Here is a 19,508-nt window from a genome sequence, read left to right as displayed (position 1 = left end):
ATCATGACTCTTGACGTACTCTGCTTCGGTGAGGCGCTGATTGATATGCGCGCTGAGCGCCTGCATGGCCAGGACCGGTTTGTACCCCAGCCCGGGGGCGCGCCCGCCAATGTGGCGGTGGGTGTCGCGCGGCTGGGCGGTCGCTCGATATTTGCCGGCCAGGTTGGGGCCGATGTTTTTGGTCACCAGATTGTTGATGCTCTCACCGGCTACGGTGTAGATACGTCATGGCTGGCACGCGCGGTGGACGCCAATACCGCCCTGGCCATGGTGGCACTGGACGACCGGGGGGAGCGCAGCTTCACCTTTTACCGTACCGCCACGGCCGACCTTCTGTTCAAACCGGATCAACTGCCCGCAGAGGCTTTTGTCGCCAAGCCCCTGTTCCACATCTGCTCGAACACCCTGACGGAGACCGCGATCGCCGAAACTACCCGCGGCCTGGTGGCCAGGGCCAGGGAACAGGGGTGCCTGGTAAGCTTCGACGTCAATTATCGGGCCGCACTCTGGGACCGGCCAGAGGAGGCACCAGAGCGAATCCTGGAGCTTGCCCGGGCTGCAGACATGGTGAAGTTCAGCCGAGAGGAGCTGGAGGCGCTGTTTGCGGGGTACACTGAAGCCGTCATCTCCGAGCTGCGCGAGGTTGGCGTGCCGCTGATCCTGGTCTCCGACGGACCGGAAGAACTGTGGGCCTGGGCCGGAGATCAGGCTCTCAGCCTGCGTCCGCCCCCGGTGACTGCGGTGGACACTACCGCTGCCGGTGACGCCTTCGTGGCCGGCATGCTGTACCAGCTTGCCAAAGCCGGCGTTACCACGCTGACATTGCCCCGGTGGCTTGCTGCAGGTAGCAACCTGAAGCGGGCGCTGGCCTTCGCCAGCCGCTGTGGCGCCCTTACCGCGACCCGGTTCGGCGCCTTTGACGCGCTGCCTTCCCGGGCAGATCTTGACGCCATAGCCAGCGGGGTAGAATAAACCGTCGGTATTTTGATCGACTTCCCTTTCCAAGCTGTGGTTCTTGACTATAGTTAAGTCAAGGAACGGTTGCTGATCCGCCAGTTTCCGGATCCCGTAGTTCAAAATACCAACAACAGAGAAGAAGGGGGTTGTCCATGCTCCTGTCACATGCGTTCGGTCTCTTCACCCATCCTGATGAAGAGTGGGCTTCCATACGAAAAGAACATGAAACACCGCGCCGGGTTTACGTGGCCTACGTATTGATCCTGGCGGCCATCGCGCCTGTCTGCGCCTATATCTCCACAGCTTATTTTGGCTGGACGGTGGGCAATGAACGGCTGATCAAGCTGACGGAAATCAGTGCAATGCAACTCAGTGTGCTCACCTATCTGGCGATGCTGGTAGGGGTCTTTGCGCTTGGTTACGCAATCAACTGGATGGCCAGAACCTATGGCGCCAAGGAGGAGCATGTACCCTCCAACGGCATCGCCCTGGCGGCCTATTCCTGCACCCCGCTGTTCCTGGCAGGCTTTGCTCTGCTGTATCCGGTGCCCTGGTTCAATGCCATTGTGTTCCTGGTGGCTGCCTGCTACGGCGCCTGGCTGATGTACGACGGTCTGCCGATTGTCATGGGCATCGAGAAAGAGCGGGCGGTCATGTACGCGGGCGCACTTCTGACCGTTGCCCTGGTGATCCTGGTGTCCACACGGGTGGGGTCGGTCATCCTGTGGAACTTCGGCGTGGGTCCGGTGTTTGTCAGCGGCTAGCACCGCAGTCCAGAAAAGTACGAAGCAGAAGGGGAGCGTCTTGCTCCCCTTTTTTGTGGCCGAATGGCGGGCCCGGCAAACCGTTGTGATCGGCTTGACCCAGGGCAATCCGGTATCGCAGATGTCCGGGTCTAATGGACAGACAAGCAGCCTCAGGGAGTGAATGATCATGCCGAGACCGGACACAAATCCCGCCACGGCCCGAGTGTCGGAGCTGGCCTGGCATGCACTTGCGGCGGATGAGGCGCGAAGTCAGCTGCAGGCGCCGGCGCCACTGTCCGCCGCCGAAGCCGGCGATCGGCTGCGTCGTCATGGCGCCAATGCCTTGCCCGAGGCCCGTGTCCGTGGGCCCTGGTTGAGGCTGGTGCAACAACTGAGAAACTTTCTGATCTACGTGCTGGCAACGGCGGCGGTCATTACCGCGAGCCTTGGCCACTGGGTGGATGCCAGCGTGATTCTGGCGGTGGTGGTCATCCAGACGCTCGTGGGCTTCATCCAGGAAGGCCGGGCCGAGCAGGCGCTGTCTGCCATCCGCCATATGCTGGCACCCAAGGCCCGTGTGCTCAGGGCCGATGGCCAGCACTTGGTGGATGCTGCAACGCTTGTGCCCGGGGATACCGTTTTGCTGGAGCCCGGCGACCGGGTGCCTGCGGACCTTCGGCTTGAAAAAGCCCACCAACTGAAAATCAATGAGGCTATCCTGACCGGCGAATCCGAGGCCGCCGACAAGACAATCGTGGTCGTGAATGCGGACGCCGTGCTGGGCGACCAAAGCAATATGGCTTTCTCTGGCACCATGGTGGCAACAGGGACTGGTCGTGGCGTGGTGGTCCGTACCGGGCAGGACACCGAGATCGGACGCATCTCGGGGCTTCTCGCCCATACCTTGAGCCTGAGAACGCCGCTGCTTGAGCAGATGGATCGCTTCGCGCGCCGGCTATCGGCGATCGTGATCCTGGCCGGAGTTGCCATCTTCTTTGGCGGCCTCCTGTTCAGCGGCCTGCCTTTCCGGGAATTGTTCATGGCGGTGGTGGGGCTGACCGTCGCGGCCATTCCCGAGGGCCTGCCGGCCATTCTCACCATTACCCTGGCCATTGGCGTACGCCAGATGGCCCGGCGTAACGCGGTCGTTCGACGCATGCCTGTCATCGAGACCCTGGGCGCGGTGTCCGTGATCTGCTCCGACAAAACCGGCACCCTGACCCGCAACGAAATGATGGTGACTCGGGCCATGGTCTCTGGGGGGAAACTGGAGGTGACCGGCGAAGGCTATGGCTTTGATGGTGCCGTTACCAATGCCAGGGGCGCCCCCGCCCGGTCGCCGGGCCTCGACGAGCTGGCCCGGGCGGCAGCGCTCTGCAACGATGCCCAGGTTGTCCAGGATTCGTCTGGTGTCCGGGTCAGCGGCGATCCCATGGAAGCCGCCCTGCTGGTGTTCGCCCGCAAGGTGGGTTTTGATGTTGACGACAGTGCCCGGGACTGGCCCCGCCGCGACGAGATTCCCTTCGACACCGAAAACCGCTTTATGGCCACCCTCAACCACGACCATCACGGGCACAACGTGATCTATCTGAAGGGCGCGCCGGAGCGGGTGTTGGACATGTGCTCCGGGCAGGTGGTGGATTCCGGTGTCGTGGCTGAGCTGGACCAACCATTCTGGCACGCTGCAATCACTGACATGGCGTCGGAAGGCTTCCGGGTATTGGCCCTGGCCCGCAAACCGGTCGCCCGCGGTGCTGGCGATCTGGCGGTCGAGGATCTGGCTCAGGGTGTGGAACTGCTGGGCCTGGTGGGCCTGCTTGATCCGCCACGGCAGGAGGCCATTCAGGCTATTGCCGAATGCCGGGCGGCGGGCATCGAGGTGAAAATGATTACCGGCGATCATGCGCTCACAGCCGGCGCCATTGCCCGAAAGCTGGGCCTGGCGAATACCCGTGAAGTGCTGACCGGCAGCGATCTGGATCGTCTGGACGCCGGTCAGCTCAGGGAGCGGGTGGCCGAGGTGGATGTGTTTGCCCGTACCAGCCCCGAGCACAAGCTCAGGCTGGTTGAGGCGCTCCAGACCAGGGGCGCCGTGGTTGCCATGACTGGTGACGGGGTAAACGATGCGCCCGCCCTGAAACGGGCAGAAGTGGGTATCGCCATGGGCGTGAAAGGTTCGGAAGCCGCCCGCGAGGCTGCCTCGGTGGTGCTTCTGGATGACAACTTCGCCAGCATTGCCGCCGCGGTGCGGGAGGGTAGAACCGTCTACGCCAACCTCAAGAAAGGCATTGCCTTCATGCTTCCGATCAACGGCGGGGAATCGATCAGCCTGATTACCGCCTTGTTGTTGGGGCTGACATTACCGATTTCGGCCCTGCAGATTCTCTGGGTGAATATGGTCAGCTCGGTGGTGTTGGCGATGACCCTGGCTTTTGAGCCCACCGAGCCCGATGTTATGCAACGTCCGCCGCGGGCCAGAAACGAATCACTCATGCGGGGCTTTGTGCTCTGGCGGGTGGCCCTGGTATCCCTGCTCTTCCTGGCGGGCATATTCGCGGCCTGGTACTGGGCCATTCATCACTATGGAAATGACCAGACCGCCAGGACGCTGGCGGTCAACACACTGGTTGCGATGGAGGTGTTCTACCTGTTTGCGGTGCGCTATCTGGACAGCGCTTCCCTGACCCTGCGCGGTGTGCTGGGCACGCCCGTGGTGCTGTTGGCGGTCGCCGCCGTCCTCATTCTGCAGCTGATGTTCACTTACCTGCCATGGTTCAACCAGACCTTCGACACGGTTCCGCTGAGTCTCGGCATGCTCGGGTTTGCTGGCGCTACCGGCGTGCTGCTGTTGATTGTTCTGGAGGCTGAGACCGCCTTGCGCAGGCGCCTGTTCAGCCCCCTCCGCGGGTGATCACCGAAGGGTCGCCCCGGCTTTCCACCGCCGCCAGTTCAGCGGTGGACAGCCACTCGCCGGGCGGACGGTCCATGACCTCTGCACAGGCCGCCAGGGCGTGGGCCCAGGAGCATCGGTTTGCGAACAGCATGCCAGCCTCGTTCAGTGTGCCACCGCGATTGACGTAGCCGAGCACCCGCGATCTCGACGGTTTCGGAAACAGCCCATGCAGATGGCCCCGGAACACCTCCGGGCGCATGTGGGTGAGGGCCACCCGCCGGTGTATCCGGCTTGGCAGCAGCCGCTCCCGTTCGAATTCCGCCAGACACACGCCGGCCTCGATGGCATCCCGGGGTTGCCGGAAGCGACCCGGCTCCTGAATGTATACCAGTCGGAAGGGGGTGCCTTTTTCGCGCAGGCGGTTGCAGGCCTGTATGGCTTCGGATAGCTGATAGGCGCCGTTGGCGATCAGCAGCAGCGGCTCGCCGTCGCCGGTGTCCTCGTCCACCACCAGAGCGCCGTGCCGGGCGAGCAGATCGGCCTCCTCGCGGTTGAATACGCAGGGCCGGTCCCGTTTTGGGATCACCATGCAGCTTATCCGGCCCCGCTCTGTGAACACCGAGGGCAGTACCGCGAGGGTGCTGTTGTAGTCGGCCGGGAAGAGTACGCGGGAGACGTCGCTCATTTCCCCCAGCAGGCTCTCGCAGAAGGTTGTGTCCTGGTGGGATTGTTCGTTCTTGCCGTTCTCCCAGGCGTGGGAGGTGGCCACCACCGGAAAGCCCAGCCAGCGCGCCGGTCGTCCGGTTTCCTTCTGGTTCCGGGCAAAAATCAGTTCCTGACGGATGGCGCCGAGCATCTTCACACAGAAAGCCTCATAGCTGGCGACCAGGTTGAGGCCAGCCTTGTTGGCCAGGCATGCGGAGACCACCGCCTCCTCGTTCAGCGCGGTAATGATCTTTCCGTGCACCGACTCCTGATCGTTCTCGGGGTCGTTGACCCGATGCTTCAGGGCAGTCAGCACACCCCCGAGCCGGTTGCTCGCCAGCTCGTCCGGATTGCCAATCCGCGCTCGCAAGGTCGGGTTGGCCGCCACCAGGGCCCGGAAAAAGTCATCAACCGCCTGCATCGGAGATCTCAGGTCGGCGGTGGCTCGAAGCCGGGGTAAAACTGGCTCCGGTGGATTGCGGGTAGCCAGGGCATGATCCCGCTCGAGTGGACGGTCCTGGGCCTGGTGCTGATTCAGCGCGGCCACGCAGCGGTGCAGTTGGTCTGGCGGTACCCACAGCTGGCCTGCGTGCTGGTTGAACAGCTCCCGGGCCCGGGCATCCATCCGCGGGTTGCCAGGCAGGGGCAGGTTGTGGGCCGGGTTGCTGCCGGCCCCGTAGAAGCCGAAGCCCTTGACCGTTTCGGCAATACCGAAGGGGACCCGCACCGGATACTTGCTCTCGCCCTTGAGCGCCGAGTCGCCGTTGGCGGCCAGGGCCTGCTCCATTTCGAACAGGGCGCAGACAAAGGCCGCCGGATCCCTACCGTCGAACCGGCACGGCAGAAACCCCCGATGGGACAGGTGGGTTTCGAATCCTTCCAGGCCCTCGCGGGTGCCAAGTTCGGTACGCTGCTCGATCCGGCGGCCATTGGCAATCATGACCGGCAGCACCGCGCCGCAGTCCTCGGCCCGCCACCAGCGTGGCACCCAGTCGCTGCCCCGCTGCTCTTCGGCGGCGCCGTCCGAGAGGAACGCCACCAGAGACTCACCGGGCAGGGGCATGTGCGCATACTGCAGTTCGGCAAAGCCGAGGTAGCCACCCTCCAGGATGCCGCCGGCGGTGTGGGCATTGACGTGGCTGCCCAGGGGCGCATCCATGGTGCCGTCGGGCCTCTGCCGGTAACTGTAGAAATCGGCCACAAGCGCTGAAAGGCCCTCCGGCCCACGGTACCGTTCCGCCTGTTCCGGGTGCAGGTTGCCGGTCAGTACGTTCAGGGCCTCGACAGCGGCGACGCAGTGGCCCTGACCCATCAGCCAGCTGCGGGTGCGGCCGGTCAGATTGTTCAGCGCCAGGTAAGCGGCGTAGGCCGGCACCATGTTCAGGGCGCCGCCGGTATGGCCTTCCGGGCTGGTCTTGAAGTCCTGGGGTGTTAACGGTTGTCCGGACATGTCCACGCGTCTGGCGTAGGTCATGTGCACCACCAGCCACAGGCCGGCACTGGTCAGGCGGTCCAGGTCGGCGAGCCGGGCAAAAACGGTGGTGGTGTCTGGCTGGTGGCCGGCCGCCACCAGTCGCTCGGCGAGGAGACGCACCTGATGCCGGGTGGCATCGCTGTGCTGGATGACGCCATAGCCGTCACTCCAGTGCCGGTACTCCGGGCATTCCGGCGCCCGGGGATCTTCCGGTGCCGATTCGGTGGGTGAGGACATGAGTGCCTCCTTGGCGTCAGTGTATGACTGAATTCTAGGACGGCCCTGGCGGAGCGCCATTGATGCAGGTCATATGGACATTAAACTGTGCAGACCCATGGCGAGAGGCGTCAATGCCCGTTGCCGAGGGTGCCGGTTTCTGAGAGGCTAAAGCGATAACACGCTGACAGAGGAGAGAGCCCCGTGACGCAGGACCAGAACCAGGACAAGCGCCGCAAATACTCCGCACCGGTGGTGGACGGCATCGGCAAATCGGCCAGTCGAGCCATGCTCCGGGCGGTCGGGTTCACCGACGAGGATTTCAGGAAGCCGCAGGTCGGTATTGCGTCAACGTGGAGCAACCTTACCCCCTGCAACATGCACATCAACCAACTGGCAGAGGAGTCCGCTGCCGGTGCCGATGAGGCCGGGGGCAAATCGCTGATCTTCAACACCATTACCATATCCGATGGCATCGCCAATGGCACCGAGGGGATGAAGTACTCGCTGGTGTCCCGGGAGGTGATCGCCGATTCCATCGAGACGGTTGCGGGCTGCGAGGGTTTTGATGGGCTGGTGGCCATTGGTGGCTGCGACAAGAACATGCCCGGGTGCATGATGGGACTGGCGCGCCTGAACCGACCGTCGGTGTTTGTTTATGGCGGCACCATCCTGCCCGGCGAAAACCACACCGACATTATTTCGGTGTTTGAAGCGGTGGGCGCCCACGCCCGGGGCGATCTGGATCTCATCGAGGTGAAACAGATCGAGGAGACCGCCATTCCGGGACCCGGCTCTTGTGGCGGTATGTACACGGCCAACACCATGGCCTCTGCCATTGAGGCCATGGGCATGAGCCTGCCGGGCAGTTCTGCCCAAAATGCCGTTTCCGACACCAAGGCCGCGGACTGTCGGGGTGCCGGGGCAGCGGTGCTTAATTTGCTGGAAAAGGATATCAAGCCCAGCGACATCATGACCCGCAAGGCGTTCGAGAATGCCATTACCGTGGTGATTGCCCTGGGTGGCTCCACCAACGCCGTGCTACACCTTCTGGCCATGGCCAGTACCGTGGGCGTGGAGCTTGAGCTGGAAGACTTTGTCGAGATTGGCAAGCGGGTGCCGGTGCTGGCCGACCTACGACCCAGTGGCCATTACATGATGTCCGAGCTGGTCGCCATTGGCGGCATCCAGCCGCTGATGAAAATGCTGCTGGACCGTGGTCTGCTGCACGGCGACTGCCTGACTGTTACCGGCCAGACCCTGGCGGAGAATCTGGCAGACGTGGCGCCCTACCCGGAAGGGCAGGACATCATTCATGCCTTTGATAACCCCATCAAGGCCGACAGTCACCTGCGTATTCTGTTCGGCAATCTTGCGCCCACCGGCGCCGTGGCCAAGATCACCGGCAAGGAAGGCACCCATTTCACGGGCCGCGCCCGGGTGTTCCATTCCGAGGAGGAAGCCCAGGAACGGATCCTCGATGGCACTGTGGTGGCCGGAGACGTGCTGGTGATCCGCTACGAGGGCCCGAAAGGTGGCCCGGGCATGCGTGAGATGCTCAGCCCCACCTCAGCGATCATGGGCAAGGGGCTGGGCAGCGACGTGGCGTTGATCACCGACGGCCGTTTTTCCGGGGGCAGCCACGGCTTCGTGGTGGGTCATGTGACGCCGGAAGCCGCAGAGGGCGGTCCGATCGCCCTGGTCGAGAACGGCGACACCATCACCATCGACGCGGTCAATAACCGTATTGAACTGGACATTTCCGAGGAAGAAATGGAACGCCGTCGGAAGGCCTGGCAGGCCCCCGCCCCCAGGTTTACCCGGGGTGTGCTGGCGAAGTATGCCCGTACCGTCAGTTCAGCCTCGAAGGGCGCCATTACCGATCTGCCATGAAGGTCGCCGGCCCGGTAAACGCTGTTACAATGCCGCATGAGTGGGAGGCGCTTGCTGCCTGTTCCAACAATTCAACAAGACGAGGCTGGGGCGTTTGATGATGCAGAACCGGAGTTGGATGGTGTTGTGGGTGTGCCTGCTGGTGTTGCTGCCCGGGGGGGCTCAGGCCCACCAACAGAGCTCGCCGTCAGCTGCTGCCACCGCCAACGAGGCCGCAGGTCCCAATCTGGCATCGGTGAACGCCGCGGTTGCCGTTGTCGGGCAGGAAGAGCTGATGTATGGCAAGAATGCCCATCGCTCGGTGCCCATTGCCTCCATCACCAAACTGATGACGGCCCTAGTGGTGCTCGAATCCGGGGAGCCCCTGGATGCCTGGCTGACCTTCCACGAGCGCCACACGCCCGCCGCGGCCAACGCCTACAGCCGGATCCGCATTGATTCGCAGATGCGCAGGGCGGATGTGCTGCGTATTGCCCTGATGTCGTCGGAGAACTTCGCCGCTTACACCCTGGCCCGCAGCCATCCCGGCGGTTTCGATGCCTTCATTGAGGCGATGAATAGCAAGGCGGCTGATCTGGGTATGACCGGTACCCGATTTGTTGATCCCACCGGTCTGTCAGCGGACAACGTATCGACCGCCGCCGATCTGGTGCGGCTGGTCAATGCTGCGGCCAGTCATCCCGAGATTAGGCAATACTCCACCACCGGCTATTTCCGGGGCCAGTTCCGCAACCCCCGTTACAGCCTGTCCTTTGGTAACACAAACGCCCTGGTCCACCGGGACAGCTGGGGCGTCGCCCTGAGCAAGACCGGTTACCTGTCCGAAGCCGGGCGATGCCTGGTGATGGTTTCCCGCATGGACGGCAAGGATGTGGTTACCGTGTTGCTGGATTCCCTGGGCACCCGGTCGCCCCTGGGCGATGCCGGTCGCATCAAACGCTGGCTGGATACCGGTGCGCCGGGCTCGGTGGCCGCTGCCGCCCGCCGTTATGAACAAAAAAAGAACGCGGCATACGCCGATTCCGGCCAGCAGTCAGCCAGCGTGAACTGAGCGCGGAGGAACCCAGCCATGATCCAGATCTTCACCACCGGTGGCACCATCGACAAGGTTTACTTTGACGCCAACAGCCAGTTCGAGGTGGGCCACAGCCTGCTGCCCGAGTTGCTCTCCGAATCCAACATTCACGAGGGCTACCGATTGAGGGAACTGCTGCGCAAGGACAGCCTGGAGATGGACGATGCTGACCGTCAGCAGGTGCTGGAGGCGGTGCAGGCGTGTGACTGTGAGCGGATCGTGATCACCCACGGCACCGATACCATGGCTGATACCGCGGCGGTACTGTCGTCCCTCAAGGATAAAACCATCGTATTGACGGGCGCCATGCAGCCGGCCCGGATGCGGCGAACCGATGCGGTGTTCAACATCGGTTTTGCCTGGGCGGCGGTACAGCTGCTGCCCGCGGGCGTCTACATTGCGATGAACGGTGAGGTATTCGAAGCCGGTTCGGTGCGCAAGAACCTCCAGGCCCAGCGTTTCGAACGCACCTGAGCTCAGCCCAGGCTCGCCTTCTCCTCGTCGGTCAGTGGCCGGAAATCGCCGGGCTTGAGCGCCGGATCCAGCCGTACCGGGCCAATCTGCATCCGGTGCAAGGCCTCCACATGATGGCCCACGGCAGCGATCATGCGTTTGACCTGATGGTATCGACCCTCGGAAATGGTCAGCTCGATCATCGTATCCCCGGTGACCCGCACCCGGGCCGGCCGGGTCGGTTTCGGATCGTCCCTCAGGTGGACACCTGACTCCAGTTGCCGAACCGCCTCGTCGGTAAGCGGTGCATCCAGCGTGACCTGATAGGTTTTGGGACACTCCGTGCGAGGGGAGGTCACCCTGTGGGACCACTGACCATCGGTGGTCAGCAACAGCAACCCGGTCGTATCGGCATCCAGGCGTCCGGCTATGTGCAGATCTCGCGCCAGATCCGATGGCAACAGATCCAGAGCCGTAGGGTGGTCACTGTCGGTGGTGGCGCTGACCACGCCGGCGGGCTTGTACATCATCAGGTAGCGTTCACCGGGTAGTTGCAACACCCGGCCCTCGAGGGCGATCCGGGCCTGAGGGGACAGTTTCTGGTTGGCCGAGACACCGCTTTTGCCGTCCACTGTTACCCGCCCCTGGCCGATTGCCCGCTTGGCGTCCTTGCGGGAGAGCCCGGCGCTCTGGGCGACGAACTGATCCAGTCGCATGGCCATTAACACTGTGTTCCGGGCGCCGGCGCGCTCAGGCTTGCCAGGCAGAGCACGGGCGTCTCGCCCGTGGTTCGTGCCCACAGCAGGGCCAGCGCATCGGTGTTCATCGGTGGTCTGGGCATGCGGGTGCTTGCCACCGGTTCTATCTGGCCCTGCTGCTTCCGGGCCAGGATAAAGGTAAATGGATGCGCCCCGGGCAGGCCCAGCCGGATGTCGGTGGCCAGGATCTGGTTGTCCGATTGACGGTAGGCAAGAAACCCCCGGGTGAACCATTCCAGGCGCTGGGCCTGGGGCAGGTGCGCCACCGATTCCGCCAGCTCCAGCCGGCGCGGGAACCGCTCAAGGTTCAGAGGACCACTGCCGTCCAGGAATCCGGTGACGATCTCTATGCGCTGGTCTCCTTCAATCGCGGTGGCGCGCCACAGCAGCGTGGTGAACGGCATCGGTTGAACCAGCAGGGCAGGCGCCTTCATGCCGGCCTCGGCCAGGGCCGGCTGCACCCGCTGGCTAATGACCTGTTGTGCCGCCAGGCTCCAGCCCAGGTACAGGGTCGACAGCGCCAGGCCTGTGACCAGTGCGGTTTTTGCCGGTGGTCGTGCCAGGAAGGCGATGCACCCTGCCAGTAGCGGCAGCGTGTAGAGCGGATCAATAATAAAGATGCTGCTGACCGCAATGGGCCGGCCGAACGGCCAGAACAGCTGGGTGCCGTAGGTGGTCAGCGAGTCCAGCAGCGGATGGGTGATCAGGATCAGGCCGGTCAGTGCCAGCCAACGCCTGAAGCTCAACTGCGGTTTCCAGCGCCAGAGCAGCCAGGCCAGCAGGACGGCCAGGGGTGCCAGTATGAACAGCGAGTGGCTGAAGCCCCGATGCTGGGTAAAATTGGCCACCGCGTTGCCGTAGTCGATGACCACGTCCAGATCGGGCAGGGTGCCCAGCACGGCACCGGTCAGCAGCACTGACCGGCCCAGGGTCTTGCCGGCAACCGCACCGGCCAGGGAGGCGCCAAGGGCTGCCTGGGTAACTGAATCCATAGTGGTTGGTTCCCGCCTTACACCAAGTCGCCTGGAGTCGTAGGTTGCCCTTGCGCGATCGGATCACTGGCCGGCATGCACGCCCAGTTCGGCGAGTACGGTTTCGCCTGGATAGCCGTCCGCTACCAGCCCATTGGCGGACTGGAACTGGCGGATGGCAGCCCGGGTAGCTGGCCCCATAATGCCGTCCGGTTCGCCAGCGTCGAAGCCTCGTTTCTGCAACGCCTCCTGGAGCTGGAGTATGTTGTCACGGGACAATGCCGGCGCATCCTCCGGTGGAGGGTTCTGGAGCTTGCCGGCGCCGGCGATGCGGTCGGCCAGGTGCCCGACGGCGATGGCATAGAACTCCGACCGGTTCCAGCCCATGATCACCCGGAAGTTATGGTAGGCCAGGAACGCCGGGCCTTCGTGGCCCGCCGGCACCACCAGGGACGCCTCAATGGGTTCCTGCGGCAGCGCGCGGCCAAAGGCGTCGGTAATGCCCACTTCCCGCCACTGCGCCAGCGGCAGGCGACGACCGTCCGCCAGGGCGTAATTGAAGTTCTTCGGCAGCAGCACCTCTCGGCCCCAGCGGTAATCGCCGTCCCAGTTCATGGACTCAAGAAAACGACCCGCGGACATCATGGCGTCGGGCAGGCTGTTCCAGAGGTCCCGTCTGCCGTCGCCATCGGCGTCTACTGCGTGCTGCAGGAATACCGTGGGCATGAACTGCACGTGGCCCATTGCGCCGGCCCAGGAGCCTTCCATTTTGTCCGCCGGTATGGCGCCCTCGTCGATGATACGCAGGGCGGCAATCAACTGCTGGGTGAAGAAATTGCTGCGTCGTGGGTCGCAGGCGAGGGTGGTCAGCGAGCTGGGCACCGGCATTTTGCCGAAATAGCTGCCGAAGTTGGTTTCCAGCCCCCAGAACGACACCAGGTAGGGCGCAGGCACGCCCGTTTCCCGGGTCACCCGGTCCAGCAGCTCCTGGTGTTCCTGCAGTAACTCCCGCCCTCTGGTGACGCGGGCCTCGTTCACCCGTCGGTTCAGGTAGTCGGCAAAGGTGGTGGTGAACTCCGGCTGTCGACGATCCAGCTCGATCACTCGCTCGAGGTGTTCGGCGCTTGCCATCACAGTGCTGGCGGTTTCTCGGCTGACACCGGCGGCAACCGCCTGTTCTTCAAGCCGTGCTTTACATTCGGCAAAGCCGTCGGGCGCTGGTGTCGGGTTTTCCCGGGCCAGAGCCGGCAGGGACAGCAGAGACAGAAAACCGGAAATCAGAAGGCCGCGATAAGCGCCACGGATGCGCAGAATCCTTGCAGGTGTGGTCAGCACACAGTACCTCGATCAGGGCAGTGGTGTAGTCAAAACTCCAGGCTCCATGGTAGCGCGTTTTTCCCCGGGGGAAACACCGCTTCGGGCCAGTGGGAGTGACAATTCTTTAACGCTGCGGTTCCCGGAAGCGGCTTTGTGGTCTTTTTGTAGCCGGGAGGTTTCCGGAAACCGGCTTTGTTCTATAGTTGTCGTTGAATCTCGGAAGGCTGAGTGGAAGGTCGGATTTATGGCAATGCTGAAAGCGCTGGTGGTTGACGATGCCAGCTTTGTGCGGGATCTGGTCAAGCGAACGGTGCGTCAGCGCTTCCCGGTGATTGAAACCACCGATGCCCAGAACGGGCGCCGGGCCCAGTCACTGATGTCGCGCACCGCCTTTGATCTGGTGCTGTGTGACTGGGAAATGCCGGAAATGTCCGGTCTCGAACTGCTCCAGTGGATGCGCCAGCAGCCGCAGTATCAAAAGGTGCCGTTCATCATGATCACCAGTCGGGGCGACAAGGATCATGTGATTGAAGCCGTCAAGGAAGGCGTTTCGGAATACCTCGGCAAGCCATTCAGCCCGGACGGCCTGAGCAAGAAGATCATCAAGGTCATGGGGCGCAGCCTGAAAGACGCCATGGACCGCAGTGGCAAGTCCATGGCGAGCCCTGCGGACGCCTTCATGGAGTCGGCCTCGCTGCTGACACGCAAGCCGGAACCGGCCGCGGAAGTGCCGGAGCGGGCCGATTCGCCAAAAGCCCCCTCATCGTCATCGACCGGCGGCAACCGCGCGGCCGCCCCCCGGGGCAGCATGAGTCTGGCCTCGGTGCGGTTTGCCGAGAGCACCCTCAAGTCCGTGGTCAAGGATATCAACCTGACCGAGGTACGGGTGATCGCCAAACGGGACCAGATGTTTCCCGGAATCCTGGACCAGGCGGTGGTGGACATCGAGATCGGGGAAAACCAGATGGCACGGCTCAACGGCTACGTGCATCAGCTCCAGGCGGTGGACAAACGCCAGGATACGGATTTTGTCAGTGTCACCATCCGCTTTGTGGACGAGGATCCCAAGAAACTGGAGGATCTTTCCCGGTTTATAGCCCGCTTCCGGTCCGGACGTTAATGGTCTACCTGCTCCGGTAGTCGTTCCACCAGCCGTTCCCGTGGAAAGTGACAGATAAACTCGCTGCCCTCGCCAATACGGCTGCGGATTTCCAGATTGCCATCGTGGTTCAGCAGCACGTGCTTGACAATCGCCAGACCCAGGCCGGTGCCGCCGGTGTCCTTGTGCCGGCTTGGGTCGGCCCGGTAAAAACGCTCGGTCAGCCTGGGAATGTGCACCGGGTCTATGCCGATGCCGGTGTCCTTCACTGACAGATGAGCGCCGTCGCGGTTGGTACTCCAGCGCACGATGATCTGGCCTCCCGCCGGCGTGTATTTCACCGCGTTGAAGATCAGGTTGGAGAAGGCGCTGCGCAGCTGGCTCTCGTCTCCCTTGAGCAGACGCCGGTCGCCGATATCCACGGAAATGTCATGTTTCCTGTCGCCACTCAGGGCCCGGGCATCGTGGCCAATCTGGGTCAGTAGCTGCTCGACATCGGTGAGCGTGTCGTTCACCGTCTGCTCGCCGGTTTCAATCTTCGACAGCAGGATAAGGTCCGTAATCAGGGCTTCCATTCGTGACGATTGTGCGGCCATGGTATGAATGGCCCGCCGCCACTTGGGCGGGAGTTCGTCGGCGCTGTCCACCAGGGTTTCCAGATAGCCGCTGATCACCGTGAGCGGCGTTCGCATCTCATGGGAGACATTGCCTACAAAATCGCGCCGCATCTGTTCCAGCTGGTACAGGCGGGTTACGTCCTTGGCCACAATCAAGCGGTCGTCATCGCCGAACAGGCTGATCTGGATCTGCAGGTGGATATGGGGCTTGGCCGGGGAGTGGATCTCCAGTGGCTCCCGGTAGTCCCGGGAATCGAAGTAGGTCTTGAACGCCGGCGTGCGGATCAGGTTGTGTATGTACTGACCGCGGTCGGTCCTGCGTCGGAAGCCCAGCAGGTATTCCGCGGAGCCGTTCCACCACTCCATGGCGCCTCGGGAGTCGGTCATGATCACGCCATCGCGCATGGCGTTGGTGGACTCCTGGACCCGGTTGATCTGGGCCCGCAGGCGATCCTGGGTGCGCAGGTGGCTCTGGTGCAGCTTGTGGAGGTTGTCGAAGATATCGCCCCACAGGCCGACACTCTGAGGGGCTTCATCGGTGGCGCTGGGGTTGCCCAGCCACTGGTAAAGACGCCGGGCCTGGCGCAGGGTCCACCACAGGTAGACGATGAGCCCGAAGGTGAGACCATAGAGAGGCTCACCGAAGAAAAGCCCTACCAGCAAAGAGCCGAGCAGGCCACCGATGATAAGGCGCAGGTACCGTGACCAGTTGTGCTGCATCCACTACTGCCTTGTGTCGATTCCGGGGCTGATCGCTGCCCAGCTGGCCGGAGTTGCTTACGCGGCTTTGGTCGAGAACCGGTAGCCGGTTCCCCGAACGGTCTGGATCAGGTGGTCGTATTCGTCGCCCAGGGCCTTGCGCAGCCGTCGGATATGGACGTCCACGGTCCGCTCCTCAACATAGACGTTTCCGCCCCAGACCTGATCCAGCAATTGGGACCGAGTATATACCCGTTCCTGGTGTGTCATGAAGAATTGCAGCAGGCGGTATTCCGTGGGGCCCATGGTGAGCGCGCCGTCCCGCGTGGTAACCCGATGGCCAACCGGATCCAGGGTCAGGCCCTCCACCTCGATCGGGGTGTCGACCCCCGGCGGAGTGGCGCGGCGCAGGACCGCTTTCAGCCGGGCCACCAGTTCCCGGGGGCTGAACGGCTTGGTGATGTAGTCATCGGCGCCCACCTCCAGGCCCTGGATCTTGTTGTCTTCCTCCACCTTGGCGGTGAGCATGATGATGGGGATATCGGCAGTGGCTTCCTCTTTTTTCAGGCGTCGGGCCAGTTCCACGCCGCTGGTGCCGGGCAGCATCCAGTCCAGAAGCACCAGATCCGGGTTCTTGTCGACAATCAGGGCATGGGCTTCCCGGGCATCCGCTGCCTCCAGATAGTCATAATCCGCCATTTCGAGGGCCACGGCGATCATCTCGCGGATCGGCGCCTCGTCATCGACGATCAGGACGGTTTTTCCGTTCATGGGCGTTAACCTGTGTCAGACCTTGGTTTGTTGCCGGTGTCCCGCCTGGCTATTTTCTTAAGCTACTGCTTGCCTCTGAGGGCTCTGAGCCAGGCACCAGTCTGCAGGTGTGGTGGCTCCACATCAAAGACTGGTAACGCGGTCTCAGAGCCCTCAGAGGCAAGCCCCTCGGGAGCTTCTGAAAAACCGAATAGCGTCGTTGCGCTGCTTTGATTTGGAACCACCAAATCTTCATCAGCACGCCTAGCTCTTCGGTTTTTCAGGAGCTCAGTAGCTTAAGAAAATAGCCAGGCGGGACACACCCATTACAGCGCTCAAGTGTTACAAGTATATGACAGGTTCAGCCAATGATGAGGTCAATTACGAGGCCTGCAAAAACCGCGAAACCGGCCCAATTGTTATTGAGAAACGCTTTGAAGCAGCCCTCACGCTCGCGCTCCCGGGCCAGGTACTGGTGGTAAACGAACAGGCTGGCCATGCCAACCACGCCCAGGTAGTAGAAACTGCCGAGCTCGGCCTGCTGGCCCACCATCACCAGGATCACAACAACCATGGTCTGTAGAACGCCGATGATTACCCGGTCGGCGTCGCCGAACAGGATAGCGGTGGACTTGATGCCCACCTTCAGGTCGTCGTCGCGATCAACCATGGCGTACAGGGTGTCGTAGGCCACCGTCCACAGCACGTTGGCGGTGAACAGCAGCCAGGTCAGTTGGCTCAGTTCCCCGGCCTCGGCAGCCCAGGCCATGGGAATGGCCCAGGAAAAGGCAGCCCCGAGGAACAGCTGTGGCAGGTGGGTGTAGCGCTTCATGAACGGGTAGATGAACGCCAGCAGCGCGCCGCCAAAGGAGAGATACAGGGTCAGCCGGTTGGTGAACAGCACCACCATCAGGAACGATACCAGGCAAAGGCCGGCGAACAGCGCCACTGCTTCCCAGGGTTTGACCCGGCCGGCCGTCAGCGGGCGGTCCTTGGTGCGCTTGACGTGCCGGTCCCAGTCCCGGTCGGCAAAATCGTTGATGGCACACCCGGCGGCCCGCATAAAGAACACCCCGAGCGTGAATACCAGCAGATTTCCCGGGCCAGGGCTGCCGTCACCGGCCAGCCAGAGCGCCCAGTAGGTGGGCCAGAGCAGCAGCAGGGTTCCGATCGGTCGGTCAATCCGCAGCAGGCTGGCATAGTCGGCCAGCCGGCGCTGGAGAGGTTCTGGCACAGCATCGGGCAACATGGCACGGGTCCTGTCTGGTGGTCGGCAAATGGAGTCGGTGCGGGGATTATAGCCAGTGGCCAGGGGCCGGTTAAAGCGCTGCAGTGCCAAGCAGGGCCGGCAACAGGTATTCGCCGACCAGAAGTGCGCTGTTGTGTCCGGTGAACAGGGAACGGCGGGCGAGTCGGGGCTGGTCGGGGCTTTCCGGCTGGCAGAGTCCGGTTTCCAGGGGACCTCGCTGCCAGTGTGGGCTGCTGAACAGGTAGGCACCGAGGGGCCGGTTGCCCAGATGCAGGAGTCGGCGGCCTTCACCTTCCAGGCAGTCCAGGGGGATCACCGTGCGTGCCAGTACCCAGGGCTCGCCGTCGCCGCACAGGCTCACTTCCCGGATCCAGGCATACTGGCGGTGCGGAATCGCGAGGCGAAGGGCCTCTTCTCGGGTGGGCGTGGCAAACCCTTCCTGGCGAACCTCAACTTGAAACGAGCGCGAGCACCGTTTCTGGAGGGCCCGAGTGAACGAGCCTTCAACCTGCAACCAGTGCCGGGCCGGGCCGTGTACGGCCGGTTCCCGGAGGCCTGCGGCCGTCAGCGAACGATACCAGTCCGTGGGCGGGATGTTGGGGCGGTGATTGATGTCAGAGTCCCTTGACCGCATAGATGCCGGGAGCGTTGCGCCAGTAACCCTTGTAGTCCATGCCGAAGCCGAACAGGAAACGGTCTTCCACCTCCAAACCGGTGAAGTCTGCCTTCAGATTGGGCCGGGCCTTGCGGTCGTGCTGCTTGTCCACCAGCACAGCCGTCAGGACTTCGCGGGCACCGTGGGCGCGGCAGTAATCGGCGATGGCACAGAGCGTAGTGCCTTCATCCAGAATGTCGTCGACAATCAGCACGGTGCGGCCGTTCATGTCGGCTTCCGGCTGTAGCTTCCACTCCAGGATGCCGCCGGTGGTTTCCTGCCGGTAGCGGGTGGCATGCAGATACTCTGCCTGAACCGGAAACCGCAGCCGGGTCAGCAGTTGCCCGGTCAGGATCAGCCCGCCGTTCATCACGCAAAACAACAGGGGATTGCTGTCGCTCAGGCGTTGGGTAATATCGTCGGCCAGGGTGGCAATGGCGGCGTGCACCTGTTCTTCAGTGACCAGGCAGTCTGCTTCGGCCATTACCTGGTTCATTTCGGCGACGGTATCGGTCATATCGGTCGGTCCTGTCGTAAAACCGGCGATTATACCGAAGAGGGGCGGTGGAAGGGAGGGGCGAGGCTGTCCCGAGCGTCTGTATTTGTGGCTATTGGCAGAAAAACCCGCGGCAGGCCGTCGGCACTGGCATTGGTCAATGGCGGGCCGATGGGTATGATGGCCCGAATTGAATGTTGTTCGTATCTGTTCGCGGAACAAACGACTTGCGTGCAATATTGTCGGACAATTAATATTGCCCTGATTCACAATGGGAGAGAAGGTATGAAGAAGTGGCAGTGCGTTGTATGCGGCCTGATTTATGACGAAGCTGAAGGCTGGCCCGAGGATGGCATTGAGCCGGGTACCAAATGGGAAGACGTGCCTGAAGACTGGGTGTGCCCGGACTGCGGCGTCGGCAAGGAAGACTTCGAGATGATTGAAATCGGCTGAGGCCGGCCTGGAACACCAACAGGAGTATGTGA

The 19,508-nt window shown here is 62.7% G+C and carries 17 protein-coding genes; 8 read left to right on the top strand and 9 right to left on the bottom strand.

From position 1 onward, the window contains the following. The first annotated feature begins 3 nt into the window (after positions 1–3). From BM344_RS08895 to BM344_RS08885, 3 genes are all read left to right on the top strand, one after another. A complete protein-coding gene (locus tag BM344_RS08895) occupies positions 4–972 on the top strand; it encodes a carbohydrate kinase family protein (RefSeq protein WP_091988476.1) in 969 nt (322 codons plus the stop codon). Positions 973–1,109: 137 nt separating this feature from the next. After that, complete coding sequence (locus BM344_RS08890) at positions 1,110–1,721, top strand: Yip1 family protein (RefSeq protein ID WP_091988473.1); 612 nt, start codon at positions 1,110–1,112, stop codon at positions 1,719–1,721. Between the two features lie 169 nt (positions 1,722–1,890). Beyond that, a complete protein-coding gene (locus tag BM344_RS08885; RefSeq protein ID WP_091990946.1) occupies positions 1,891–4,614 on the top strand; it encodes a cation-translocating P-type ATPase in 2,724 nt (907 codons plus the stop codon). Here the strand turns inward: BM344_RS08885 and BM344_RS08880 are convergent. Further along, positions 4,595–7,012, bottom strand: a complete 2,418-nt coding sequence (locus tag BM344_RS08880; RefSeq protein WP_091988470.1) for a phosphoketolase family protein — start codon at positions 7,010–7,012, stop codon at positions 4,595–4,597. The two genes, BM344_RS08885 and BM344_RS08880, sit on opposite strands and share 20 nt — an antisense overlap. A gap of 183 nt (positions 7,013–7,195) precedes the next feature. Here BM344_RS08880 and ilvD point away from each other — a divergent pair, with 183 nt between their 5' ends. The 3 genes from ilvD (at position 7,196) to BM344_RS08865 (ending at position 10,433) form a co-directional block, all read left to right on the top strand. After that, complete coding sequence (gene ilvD / locus BM344_RS08875; RefSeq protein ID WP_091988467.1) at positions 7,196–8,884, top strand: dihydroxy-acid dehydratase; 1,689 nt, start codon at positions 7,196–7,198, stop codon at positions 8,882–8,884. Between the two features lie 97 nt (positions 8,885–8,981). Beyond that, positions 8,982–9,935 (top strand): D-alanyl-D-alanine endopeptidase, encoded by a 954-nt coding sequence (gene pbpG, locus BM344_RS08870; protein WP_228143581.1) that lies wholly within the window; start codon positions 8,982–8,984, stop codon positions 9,933–9,935. Between the two features lie 18 nt (positions 9,936–9,953). After that, positions 9,954–10,433 carry an asparaginase domain-containing protein gene (locus BM344_RS08865; protein ID WP_091988461.1) on the top strand — a complete coding sequence of 160 codons (480 nt, stop codon included), beginning with the start codon at positions 9,954–9,956 and terminating at the stop codon, positions 10,431–10,433. A 2-nt stretch (positions 10,434–10,435) separates the two neighbouring features. On the opposite strand, the gene BM344_RS08860 is transcribed toward BM344_RS08865, so the two are convergent. The 3 genes from BM344_RS08860 to BM344_RS08850 all read right to left on the bottom strand — a co-directional run bounded on the left by BM344_RS08860 (position 10,436) and on the right by BM344_RS08850 (position 13,476). Further along, on the bottom strand, positions 10,436–11,128 hold the full coding sequence (locus BM344_RS08860) for a pseudouridine synthase (RefSeq protein WP_091990943.1): 693 nt from the start codon (positions 11,126–11,128) through the stop codon (positions 10,436–10,438). 5 nt (positions 11,129–11,133) lie between these two features. Continuing rightward, positions 11,134–12,162, bottom strand: a complete 1,029-nt coding sequence (locus tag BM344_RS08855) for a metal-dependent hydrolase (RefSeq protein WP_091988458.1) — start codon at positions 12,160–12,162, stop codon at positions 11,134–11,136. A gap of 63 nt (positions 12,163–12,225) precedes the next feature. Beyond that, the gene (locus BM344_RS08850; RefSeq protein ID WP_091988455.1) at positions 12,226–13,476 is read right to left on the bottom strand and encodes a lytic murein transglycosylase; all 1,251 of its coding nucleotides are present in this window, start codon (positions 13,474–13,476) and stop codon (positions 12,226–12,228) included. A gap of 226 nt (positions 13,477–13,702) precedes the next feature. Here BM344_RS08850 and BM344_RS08845 point away from each other — a divergent pair, with 226 nt between their 5' ends. Then, positions 13,703–14,578, top strand: a complete 876-nt coding sequence (locus tag BM344_RS08845) for a response regulator (RefSeq protein ID WP_091988452.1) — start codon at positions 13,703–13,705, stop codon at positions 14,576–14,578. Here BM344_RS08845 and phoR read toward each other — a convergent pair. From phoR to BM344_RS08820, 5 genes are all read right to left on the bottom strand, one after another. After that, complete coding sequence (gene phoR, locus BM344_RS08840) at positions 14,575–15,894, bottom strand: phosphate regulon sensor histidine kinase PhoR (protein ID WP_091988449.1); 1,320 nt, start codon at positions 15,892–15,894, stop codon at positions 14,575–14,577. The two genes, BM344_RS08845 and phoR, sit on opposite strands and share 4 nt — an antisense overlap. A 57-nt stretch (positions 15,895–15,951) precedes the next feature. After that, positions 15,952–16,644: a phosphate regulon transcriptional regulator PhoB gene (gene phoB / locus BM344_RS08835; RefSeq protein ID WP_091988446.1), complete on the bottom strand. Its 693-nt coding sequence runs from the start codon at positions 16,642–16,644 to the stop codon at positions 15,952–15,954. Positions 16,645–16,984: 340 nt separating this feature from the next. Continuing rightward, on the bottom strand, positions 16,985–17,872 hold the full coding sequence (ubiA, locus tag BM344_RS08830; RefSeq protein ID WP_091988444.1) for a 4-hydroxybenzoate octaprenyltransferase: 888 nt from the start codon (positions 17,870–17,872) through the stop codon (positions 16,985–16,987). A 70-nt stretch (positions 17,873–17,942) separates the two neighbouring features. After that, positions 17,943–18,506: a chorismate--pyruvate lyase family protein gene (locus BM344_RS08825; protein WP_091988441.1), complete on the bottom strand. Its 564-nt coding sequence runs from the start codon at positions 18,504–18,506 to the stop codon at positions 17,943–17,945. Next, complete coding sequence (locus BM344_RS08820; protein WP_091988438.1) at positions 18,487–19,044, bottom strand: hypoxanthine-guanine phosphoribosyltransferase; 558 nt, start codon at positions 19,042–19,044, stop codon at positions 18,487–18,489. The genes BM344_RS08825 and BM344_RS08820 overlap by 20 nt, the downstream gene beginning before the upstream one ends. A 264-nt stretch (positions 19,045–19,308) precedes the next feature. On the opposite strand from BM344_RS08820, the gene BM344_RS08815 reads away from it, so the two are divergent. After that, entirely contained in the window at positions 19,309–19,476 is a 168-nt protein-coding gene (locus tag BM344_RS08815) for a rubredoxin (protein WP_008173532.1), read from the top strand. Positions 19,477–19,508 lie beyond the last annotated feature (32 nt).

Origin of the sequence: Marinobacter gudaonensis, assembly GCF_900115175.1 — a bacterium.
In the GTDB taxonomy this organism is placed as follows: Bacteria; Pseudomonadota; Gammaproteobacteria; order Pseudomonadales; family Oleiphilaceae; genus Marinobacter; species Marinobacter gudaonensis.
This window is presented reverse-complemented; position numbering and strand designations above follow the sequence as displayed.

Coding starts and splice junctions, on each gene's coding strand:
- BM344_RS08895 (WP_091988476.1), top strand. CDS start 4: ATGACTCTTGACGTACTCTGCTTCGGTGAGGCGCTGATTGATATGCGC.
- BM344_RS08890 (WP_091988473.1), top strand. CDS start 1,110: ATGCTCCTGTCACATGCGTTCGGTCTCTTCACCCATCCTGATGAAGAG.
- BM344_RS08885 (WP_091990946.1), top strand. CDS start 1,891: ATGCCGAGACCGGACACAAATCCCGCCACGGCCCGAGTGTCGGAGCTG.
- BM344_RS08880 (WP_091988470.1), bottom strand. CDS start 7,012: ATGTCCTCACCCACCGAATCGGCACCGGAAGATCCCCGGGCGCCGGAA.
- pbpG (WP_228143581.1), top strand. CDS start 8,982: ATGATGCAGAACCGGAGTTGGATGGTGTTGTGGGTGTGCCTGCTGGTG.
- BM344_RS08865 (WP_091988461.1), top strand. CDS start 9,954: ATGATCCAGATCTTCACCACCGGTGGCACCATCGACAAGGTTTACTTT.
- BM344_RS08860 (WP_091990943.1), bottom strand. CDS start 11,128: ATGCGACTGGATCAGTTCGTCGCCCAGAGCGCCGGGCTCTCCCGCAAG.
- BM344_RS08855 (WP_091988458.1), bottom strand. CDS start 12,162: ATGGATTCAGTTACCCAGGCAGCCCTTGGCGCCTCCCTGGCCGGTGCG.
- BM344_RS08845 (WP_091988452.1), top strand. CDS start 13,703: ATGGCAATGCTGAAAGCGCTGGTGGTTGACGATGCCAGCTTTGTGCGG.
- phoR (WP_091988449.1), bottom strand. CDS start 15,894: ATGCAGCACAACTGGTCACGGTACCTGCGCCTTATCATCGGTGGCCTG.
- phoB (WP_091988446.1), bottom strand. CDS start 16,644: ATGAACGGAAAAACCGTCCTGATCGTCGATGACGAGGCGCCGATCCGC.
- ubiA (WP_091988444.1), bottom strand. CDS start 17,872: ATGTTGCCCGATGCTGTGCCAGAACCTCTCCAGCGCCGGCTGGCCGAC.
- BM344_RS08825 (WP_091988441.1), bottom strand. CDS start 18,506: ATGCGGTCAAGGGACTCTGACATCAATCACCGCCCCAACATCCCGCCC.
- BM344_RS08820 (WP_091988438.1), bottom strand. CDS start 19,044: ATGACCGATACCGTCGCCGAAATGAACCAGGTAATGGCCGAAGCAGAC.
- BM344_RS08815 (WP_008173532.1), top strand. CDS start 19,309: ATGAAGAAGTGGCAGTGCGTTGTATGCGGCCTGATTTATGACGAAGCT.